This is a genomic window from Pseudidiomarina planktonica, assembly GCF_900177775.1.
In the GTDB taxonomy this organism is placed as follows: Bacteria; Pseudomonadota; Gammaproteobacteria; order Enterobacterales; family Alteromonadaceae; genus Pseudidiomarina; species Pseudidiomarina planktonica.
Window position 1 is genome coordinate 301,193 of the sequence record NZ_FXWH01000003.1, and the last position, 8,778, is coordinate 309,970.

Sequence of the window (8,778 nt, forward strand, 5' to 3'; positions counted from 1 at the left end):
GGCATTCAAATGGTCGCTATATTTGCTCCCATTTCAGCGGTGCTATATGATCCGCTGCATTTCCAGTTAACAAGGTAGTTTATCGTTCATGAACGAGTTCAGAGTGTGTTTGGCGCAGTTGGATTTCACCGTGGGTGCCATTCAGAAGAATGTGGACCGCATGCTGGCGACCATGGCTGCACACCAGAATCATGACCTTATTGTATTTCCCGAGCTGGCGGTAACTGGCTATCCTCCCGAAGACCTGCTGTTTCGTGAAGACTTTGAGCAGGCCGTAGATTCAGCGTTGGAGCAGTTGGCACAGGCGGCTGAACATTCGGCTATTGTTGTGGGGCACCCGCATCGTGTTGGCGACCAAATTTTCAATGTGGTTTCAGTATATTTTCAGGGTGACTGCCTGGTGCGTTATGCCAAACAACGACTGCCGAATTACGGGGTATTTGACGAGCAGCGCTATTTTATTCCGGCGAATGAAGCCGGTGTATTGGAATTTCGCGGCCAACGTATTGGCCTGCTGATTTGTGAAGACTTATGGCACCCTGACCCAATAAAACAGCTGGAGAACCGCGATATCGACTGGGTTCTTACAGTGAATGCCTCGCCCTTTGAAGTAGATAAATATCAGCAGCGGCTTGCCATTATGCGTCAACGAGCAGCTGAGTCAGGTCTGGCTATTGTGTACTTAAATAATTGTGGTGGTCAGGATGAACTCGTTTTTGACGGTCATTCGCTGGTCATGAATAAAGCGGGTGAGTTGATTGGTGAACTGCCAGTAGCTCAACCGCTGTGCGCAACCTTAACTGTGCGTGGGCAAGATTTCCAACTAAGCGATACTGCCCCGGCAGATCCTGGCATGGTGGCAAAGGTTCACGATGTTTTAGTGTTGGCGATTCGGGATTACGTTCAGAAGAATGGTTTTAAAGGCGTGTTGTTGGGCTTATCTGGTGGTATTGATTCTGCGCTGACACTGGCGTTAGCAACCACGGCTTTGGGCGCCGATAAAGTGCAAGCCGTGATGATGCCATACACTTATACCTCCAGCATGAGCCTGGAAGATGCCGAGCAGCAGGCGACTACGCTTGGTGTTACCTACAACGTGATTCCAATTGAAAAGCTGGTAAGCCAGTTTACTGCTCAGTTGGATCCGGTGTTTAGTGAGCTGGATATAGGTTCTGGTGCCGATACCACGGTTGAGAATCTGCAAGCCCGCTGTCGCGGTGTATTACTGATGGCGCTGTCGAACAAAACCGGCAAGCTGGTATTACCCACCGGCAATAAAAGTGAAATGTCGGTTGGCTACGCGACCTTATATGGCGACATGTGCGGTGGTTTTGCTCCATTAAAAGACTTACCCAAGATGTTGGTGTATGCCTTGGCAAATTACTGTAACCGGGAGCAAGAGATTATTCCGCAACGGGTTATTACGCGACCACCGACAGCGGAGCTGGCGCCGGATCAAACTGACGAAGAATCCTTGATGCCTTATGCCGAGCTGGACAAAGTGCTAAGCTTGTATGTAGAACAAGACTGGTCTTATGCAGAAATTGTTGCAGCCGGATTTGATGCTGACGCTGTGAAACGCATTCTGGCGATGGTTGATTTAAATGAGTATAAGCGTGCGCAATCGGCGGTAGGGCCAAAAGTAACGGGACGCAGTTTAAGTCGCGACCGACGCTACCCAATCACCAATCATTTTCGTTACCAAAAAATACGTAACGAACTTTAGTATGGCGCAGGCACAAAGGAGTTGTCATGAAGAAAATTGAAGCCATTATTAAGCCTTTCAAGCTCGATGATGTGCGCGAAGCCCTTTCAGAAGTTGGTATTGCCGGTATGACTGTATCTGAAGTAAAAGGCTTTGGACGTCAGAAAGGCCACACAGAACTGTACCGCGGCGCCGAGTACATGGTGGACTTCTTACCCAAGGTAAAACTGGAAATTGTGGTTGCTGACGATCAGGTAGAACGTTGCATTGAGGCCATTATAGAAACGGCACAAACCGGCAAGATTGGTGATGGCAAAATCTTTGTGCAATCAATAGAGCGTGTGATTCGTATTCGAACTGCAGAAGAAGGTGAAGACGCAGTTTAACTGCGTCTTCAACTTACCAATATATTAGTTGGCGTTTGCTAAGCGGTTATTTGGATAGTTTTTACGAAGCGTGGCACGCGCTTGTTCACGCAGGTCGTCTAAGCCCATTTGGTCATAGCTTTCAACCATAATGGCCAGTGCCGCTTCCACTTCCGGCGTATTCGAGAAGTACTCCAGTACATAACGGCCACGGTTGGCGGCAGCCAGATAGGCTTCACGCTTCATGTAATACTGCGCTACGGCCAGTTCATACTGAGCCAATCGGCTTTTCAGCCAAACCATACGCTGCTTGGCGTCTGCGGCATATTTACTCTCTGGAAACTCTCGTAGTAAGTTCGAGAAGTCTTCAAACGCTTGCTTGGCAAAGCTTGGATCCCGGTCGCTGCGGTCTACACCAACCAGTTCCTGAATGGCACTATACTCAGCGCGCTGATTAACCATACCGCGCATGTACATTACATAGTCGATATCGCGATGATTAGGATTTAAGCGCAAGAATCTGTCGATATTTGCCAGAGCCTTTTGAATATCATCCAGCTTGTAAGTCAGATAAATAAGATCCAGTTGAACTTGCTCGGCATAAGGGCCGAAAGGGTAGCGCGTTAGAAAGTCTTCTAACGTGACTCGGGCTGAGGTTAAACTACCGGTCGCCATTTGTTCCTGAGCCTGTTGATACATAGCTTCAGCTTCAGTTAAAGGTACCCGTGATTCATCCGGGCTACTTGAACAGCTTGCTACTGCTAGTGCTGCTGCGAAAGTCAGCGCGAGTCGATAATTCATCATTTCTGCATTTATCCCTTATATTTAGGTCTTTGGTGCCGGGCACCAAAACAGGTACACTATGTAGTTAACGCATTCTAACGCAGCCTAACCTGCTTTCACAGTCGAACCTTACTTTATGAATGAAGCAATATCTATTACTGCCACAGTGCCAGCCGAGTTGAACGGTCAGCGATTGGACAAAGCCTTGGCTGAGTTGTTCCCCGATTTTTCCCGGACCCGTTTAAAAGAATGGATAACCGGCGCTTGTGTGAGTATTGACGGCGAGGTGGTTGAACGCCCCCGTGAGAAAGTTTTAACCGGCATGGAGATTGCGGTTGAGGCTACCCTGGAAGCCGAAGAAAGGCACAAGGGTGAAGCTATTGAACTGGATATTTTGTATGAAGACGATGATATTTTAGTGATTAATAAGCCGGCCGGCTTAGTAGTTCACCCGGGTGCGGGTAAGCCTGATGGAACTTTGCTTAATGCATTGTTGCACCATTTCCCGGCCATAGATCAAGTACCACGGGCAGGCATTATTCATCGCCTTGATAAAGACACCACCGGCTTAATGGTGGTAGCAAAAACGGTTCCAGCGCAAACGCATCTGGTGGCCGCCATGCAGGAACGTGAAATTACCCGCGAATACGAAGCTGTTTGTAATGGCTTGATGACCGCCGGTGGTATGGTCGATGAACCTATTTCACGACACCCGACCAAGCGTACTCATATGGCGGTTGTTGCCGGTGGTAAGCCGGCAGTAACTCACTACCGTGTGGTGGAGCGGTTCCGCGCTCATACCTACTTGCGGTTACGTCTGGAAACCGGCCGTACGCACCAAATTCGCGTTCACATGGCGCATGTAAGGCATCCACTGATTGGTGATTCAACTTATGGTGGGCGTCCGCGTCCACCAAAGCAAGCCAGCGCTGAAATGCTTGCCGGTTTGCGCGGTTTCACCCGCCAGGCCTTGCATGCCACGCGATTATCTTTGCATCACCCAATTAGCGGTGAGTACATGACCTGGGAAGCACCAACCCCACCTGACATGGTTGAACTGTTAGCCATTCTCAGAGCCGATCGTCAACAACATTTGCGCGATGATTAAGGTTACCGGCGTATTTCCTGACACCATTCAGGCGGTGGTTACCACTGCTGACGGAGTTGGGAATTTAGCTGCCCATGTTGGTGATGATCCAGCTCAAGTAGTGTTGCGCCGACGTCAACTTCAGCGTCAGCTTAATCTGGCTAAATCCCCACAGTGGCTGCAGCAGGTTCACGGCACTGACGTAATAGAGCACCGTCATGGCGATAAAGCGCAGCGGCTCACTCGCCAGCAGCGAGTAGCTGATGCCTGCTGGACGTCTGGCTTAGGTACTAGTTGTGCAGTATTAACTGCTGATTGCTTGCCGGTGTTATTTGCCTCGCAAAACGGTAGTCATGTAGCGGCCGCTCATGCGGGCTGGCGCGGACTGCTTGCAGGCGTGTTACAAAATACCGTTACGGCAGTACCGGTTCCGGCTAGCGAATTAATTGCCTGGATAGGTCCGGCTATTAGCCAACCCCATTTTCAGGTCGGGGATGAGGTTCGCCAGGCTTTTGTTAATGCTAATCCGGCATTTGCGGACTTCTTTTTAGCCGATAACTTATTAGCTGATAACTCTCCAGTTGCTAGCAAACTGGCTCACGAAAGCCCGCAGCGTTGGCTTTGTGACCTGGCCGCAATAGCCGAGGCCGTGTTGGTTTCAGCTGGTGTCGGTAAAGTGGTTCAAAGTGGCTGGTGTAGCTTTGCCGATTCACAACGCTGGTACTCCTACCGGCGCCAACCCGCCTGCGGGCGAATGGCTTCGCTGATTTGGCGTCACCACTAGCTGTGGTTTATTTTTGACCGTGCAGACTTGAAGTTCCTTCCTAAAGTACCCACATTAACTGTCAGGACATAACGGTTTATTTAGTGAGGTATGCAATGCGACTAGACCGGTTTACCAGCAAATTCCAATTAGCTATTTCTGATGCCCAATCACTGGCGCTTGGCCGTGACCATCAGTTTATTGAACCTATTCATTTAATGCAGGCTCTGCTTGATCAGGACGGCGGTTCGCTGCGGCCATTAATGACCTTAATAGGTGCCGATTTAGCGACCTTGCGCGCGCAATTATCCAAAGCATTAGAAAATCTTCCCCAGGTAGAAGGTACCGGCGGCGATGTGCAGCTTTCGCAAAGCACCGTCACGCTGCTGAACCTGTGCGACAAATATGCACAAAAGCGCAAAGACAAATTTATTTCGTCAGAATTGTTTGTACTGGCGGCAACTGAGGACAAAAGCAAACTCGGCGACATCCTGAAACAATCAGGTGTAACGCGCGAACGTGTGGAAAAGGCTATCGAAGATATTCGTGCCGGTCAGAGTGTGAATGACCAGAACGCTGAAGATCAGCGCCAGGCACTTGATAAGTATACGGTAGATTTAACCGAGCGTGCTGAACAGGGCAAGCTTGATCCAGTGATTGGCCGCGACGAAGAAATTCGTCGGACTATTCAGGTATTGCAGCGCCGTACCAAGAACAACCCAGTATTAATCGGTGAGCCGGGAGTGGGTAAAACAGCCATTGTCGAAGGGCTGGCCCAACGCATAGTGAACGGCGAAGTGCCAGAAGGCTTGAAGCGGAAGCGTGTGCTGTCGCTCGATCTTGGTTCGTTACTTGCCGGCGCTAAGTATCGTGGTGAATTCGAAGAGCGTCTGAAAGCGGTGTTAAATGAGCTAGCCAAAGAAGAAGGCCAGGTCATTCTATTTATTGACGAACTGCACACTGTGGTTGGTGCCGGTAAAGCCGATGGTGCTATGGATGCGGGTAATATGCTCAAGCCAGCGCTGGCTCGGGGCGAGTTGCACTGCGTGGGTGCAACAACCTTAGACGAATACCGCCAATATATAGAGAAAGACGCTGCGTTAGAGCGACGCTTCCAGAAAGTACTGGTGGAAGAGCCGAATGTGGAAGACACCATTGCCATTCTGCGCGGGTTGAAAGAACGCTATGAGCTGCATCACTCGGTAGAAATTACGGACCCTGCCATTGTTGCCGCAGCGTCGTTGTCGCATCGTTACATTGCTGACCGCCAGTTGCCCGATAAAGCCATTGATTTAATTGATGAAGCAGCTTCCAGTATTCGTATGCAAATCGACTCCAAACCGGAGGACCTTGATCGTCTGGAACGCCGTATTATTCAATTGAAACTAGAGCAACAGGCGCTGCAAAAAGAAAAGGACGATGCCAGTAAGAAACGGCTGGACTTAATTGATGAAGAACTTGCTGATTTGGATGGTAAGTATCAGGAGCTGGATGAAATCTGGAGTTCCGAAAAAGCCGCCGTGCAGGGTACGCAGCATATTAAGGCGCAGTTGGAACAGGCGCGAACGGATCTTGAAATTGCGCGTCGAGCCGGCGATTTAAATCGCATGTCGGAGCTGCAATATGGCCGTATTCCTGAGTTCGAACGCAAGTTGGACTTAGCCTTGCAAGCTGAAATGCAGGGTATGACGTTGTTGAAGAATAACGTTACTGAAGAAGAGATTGCCGAAGTTCTGTCGCGTTGGACAGGTATTCCGGTGTCAAAAATGCTTGAGGGTGAGCGCGACAAACTCCTGAAAATGGAAGAGAACCTGCATCATCGAGTGGTAGGTCAGGCCGAAGCAGTGACTTCGGTTGCCAACGCCATTCGGCGTTCGCGTGCTGGTTTAAGCGACCCGAACCGGCCTATTGGTTCTTTCTTATTCCTTGGCCCAACCGGTGTTGGTAAAACTGAACTTTGTAAGGCTCTGGCTAGTTTCTTATTTGATACCGACGAAGCCATGGTTCGTATTGATATGTCCGAGTTTATGGAGAAGCATTCAGTTTCGCGGCTCGTTGGTGCGCCTCCGGGTTACGTGGGCTATGAAGAGGGTGGTTATTTAACGGAAGCGGTACGACGCAAGCCTTATTCAGTGTTGTTGCTGGATGAAATTGAAAAAGCGCACCCGGATGTTTTCAACATTCTGCTGCAAGTGCTGGATGATGGCCGCTTAACCGATGGTCAGGGGCGCACTGTCGACTTTAAGAACACCGTGATCATTATGACCTCGAATCTGGGCTCTGATGTGATTCAGGAACATGCAGCCGAGCACAGCTATGCTGAAATGAAGTCTATGGTTATGGGGATACTCTCGAATCATTTCCGTCCTGAGTTTTTAAACCGGGTTGATGAAACTGTAGTGTTCCATCCGCTTGGCCGTGAGCAAATTAAAAACATTGCGGGAATTCAGCTACAGTTATTGCGTCAGCGACTGGCTGAGAAGGACTATGGATTTGAACTGTCTGATGGCGCGCTGGAGCATTTAGCTGCGGTTGGCTTTGATCCTGTGTATGGGGCACGTCCGTTAAAACGCGCCATTCAGCAGGAGCTTGAAAACCCATTGGCGCATCAGATTTTGGCTGGCAAGTTGGTAGCAGGTCATACTATTGTTATTGATGTAGCTGATGAAGAGTTAACCATCACACAAAAATAGCAATTTTATGGTGAGACGAGCCTGTGATACCCTTGCGGGACTATAGGCATCGTCTGCCATTGAACCTTACACAACAGGAAGCATGAAATGACTCAGCAAAACCAAAAAGAAGCAGCGAGTAAAAAGAAAGGGATTTACCTACTCCCAAACCTACTGACAACAGCAGGACTCTTTTCTGGCTTTTTCGCTATTGTTGAGTCTATGCAGGGTAATTTTGAAATAGCTGCAATAGCAATATTCGTAGCTATGGTGTTTGACGGTCTTGATGGCCGGGTTGCCCGAATGACGAATACCGAAAGTGATTTCGGTGCTGAGTACGACAGCATGGCCGATATCGTTTCTTTTGGTATGGCACCAGCTTTGGTTGCCTATAACTGGGCCCTATCCGATCTGGGTAAACTGGGTTGGCTGGCTGCATTTATATTTGTGGCTGGTGGTGCTTTACGTTTGGCACGCTTTAACACCAATCTGGCAACTTCGGACAAACGCTTCTTCCAGGGTTTGGCTATTCCAAGTGCAGCTGCTGTTGTTAGTGGCCTGGTTTGGGTTGGTAGTAAGTATGATATTACGCCAACGGTTGCCGAAGGTCCGAATATTGTGAACTACGTAGTGGCGCTAATTACTATCTGTTCAGGCTTGCTAATGGTCAGTAATTTCCGTTATCACTCGTTTAAAGATGTAGATTGGCGCGGCAAGGTATCCTTCCTGGTTATTTTGTTAGTGGTACTGGTATTCGTTGTGGTTGCGACTGAACCTTCGTTAGTTCTGTTTGCTATCTTCTTCTTATACGCATTATCAGGCCCGGTATTTACCATCCGCAGTGTTGGTAAGCTGAAATTAGAGCATGTGGTTGGTGATACCGACGACGATGCTGACTTCGACGGTACTGATAATTCAGCAACTGACTCTGCGAAACAGAAAGAGTCGGAAGCAGCGAAAAAGAGTAAAGAAGACGAAAAATAGAGCGATTCGCTCAATTTATATCCAAACAAATTCTAACGGCTAAAAAGATCTTGCGTTGGCCGTTACGATCCTTATAATTCGCCGCCGCTGTCACGGAGAAACACAACTTAGGTTGATGCCTCAAGGCAGCAAGGCGACTGGTCTGGAAACGCTTCGGCGGTTTCAAAAAAAGATCCAAAATGATCTTGACGCAGACGCCGGGAAGCGTAAAATACGCATCCCGCTTCCGAGAAAGAAGCGAACGCTCTTTAACAATTTATCAAGCCAAGCAAACTGTGTGGGCACTTACCGGATTCAGGCAAGTAATACTTGAAAGGTATCTTCGGATACACCTGACTGATTGGAAAAGTGCTTAACAAATTAAGATTTATTAAGTCATTGATTCAATGAGTCGATTAAACACTTTAAACTGAAGAGTT

The 8,778-nt window shown here is 48.8% G+C and carries 7 protein-coding genes; 6 read left to right on the plus strand and 1 reads right to left on the minus strand.

Features of this window, described 5'->3' with window-relative positions:
• The first annotated feature begins 88 nt into the window (after positions 1 to 88).
• Both CCE91_RS11545 and glnB read left to right on the plus strand, forming a co-directional pair.
• On the plus strand, positions 89 to 1,726 hold the full coding sequence (locus tag CCE91_RS11545; protein WP_086435446.1) for an NAD+ synthase: 1,638 nt from the start codon (positions 89 to 91) through the stop codon (positions 1,724 to 1,726).
• A 26-nt stretch (positions 1,727 to 1,752) separates the two neighbouring features.
• Positions 1,753 to 2,091 (plus strand): nitrogen regulatory protein P-II, encoded by a 339-nt coding sequence (gene glnB, locus CCE91_RS11550; protein WP_086435447.1) that lies wholly within the window; start codon positions 1,753 to 1,755, stop codon positions 2,089 to 2,091.
• Positions 2,092 to 2,115: 24 nt separating this feature from the next.
• Here the strand turns inward: glnB and CCE91_RS11555 are convergent, their stop codons facing one another.
• Complete coding sequence (locus CCE91_RS11555; protein ID WP_086435448.1) at positions 2,116 to 2,874, minus strand: outer membrane protein assembly factor BamD; 759 nt, start codon at positions 2,872 to 2,874, stop codon at positions 2,116 to 2,118.
• Between the two features lie 115 nt (positions 2,875 to 2,989).
• Between CCE91_RS11555 and rluD the strand changes: the two genes are divergently transcribed.
• From rluD to pssA, 4 genes are all read left to right on the plus strand, one after another.
• Positions 2,990 to 3,961 (plus strand): 23S rRNA pseudouridine(1911/1915/1917) synthase RluD, encoded by a 972-nt coding sequence (gene rluD, locus CCE91_RS11560; protein WP_086435449.1) that lies wholly within the window; start codon positions 2,990 to 2,992, stop codon positions 3,959 to 3,961.
• Complete coding sequence (gene pgeF / locus CCE91_RS11565) at positions 3,954 to 4,724, plus strand: peptidoglycan editing factor PgeF (protein WP_086435450.1); 771 nt, start codon at positions 3,954 to 3,956, stop codon at positions 4,722 to 4,724. The genes rluD and pgeF overlap by 8 nt, the downstream gene beginning before the upstream one ends.
• Before the next feature lie 95 nt (positions 4,725 to 4,819).
• On the plus strand, positions 4,820 to 7,396 hold the full coding sequence (gene clpB, locus CCE91_RS11570; RefSeq protein ID WP_086435451.1) for an ATP-dependent chaperone ClpB: 2,577 nt from the start codon (positions 4,820 to 4,822) through the stop codon (positions 7,394 to 7,396).
• Between the two features lie 87 nt (positions 7,397 to 7,483).
• Positions 7,484 to 8,359, plus strand: coding sequence for a CDP-diacylglycerol--serine O-phosphatidyltransferase (gene pssA, locus CCE91_RS11575; protein ID WP_086435452.1), 876 nt, complete (start codon positions 7,484 to 7,486; stop codon positions 8,357 to 8,359).
• Positions 8,360 to 8,778: the final 419 nt, after the last annotated feature.

What these genes read in the sequence shown, in the direction of transcription:
- CCE91_RS11545 (WP_086435446.1), top strand. Translation starts at nt 89, where the DNA reads ATGAACGAGTTCAGAGTGTGTTTGGCGCAGTTGGATTTCACCGTGGGT.
- glnB (WP_086435447.1), top strand. Translation starts at nt 1,753, where the DNA reads ATGAAGAAAATTGAAGCCATTATTAAGCCTTTCAAGCTCGATGATGTG.
- CCE91_RS11555 (WP_086435448.1), bottom strand. Translation starts at nt 2,874, where the DNA reads ATGATGAATTATCGACTCGCGCTGACTTTCGCAGCAGCACTAGCAGTA.
- rluD (WP_086435449.1), top strand. Translation starts at nt 2,990, where the DNA reads ATGAATGAAGCAATATCTATTACTGCCACAGTGCCAGCCGAGTTGAAC.
- pgeF (WP_086435450.1), top strand. Translation starts at nt 3,954, where the DNA reads ATGATTAAGGTTACCGGCGTATTTCCTGACACCATTCAGGCGGTGGTT.
- clpB (WP_086435451.1), top strand. Translation starts at nt 4,820, where the DNA reads ATGCGACTAGACCGGTTTACCAGCAAATTCCAATTAGCTATTTCTGAT.
- pssA (WP_086435452.1), top strand. Translation starts at nt 7,484, where the DNA reads ATGACTCAGCAAAACCAAAAAGAAGCAGCGAGTAAAAAGAAAGGGATT.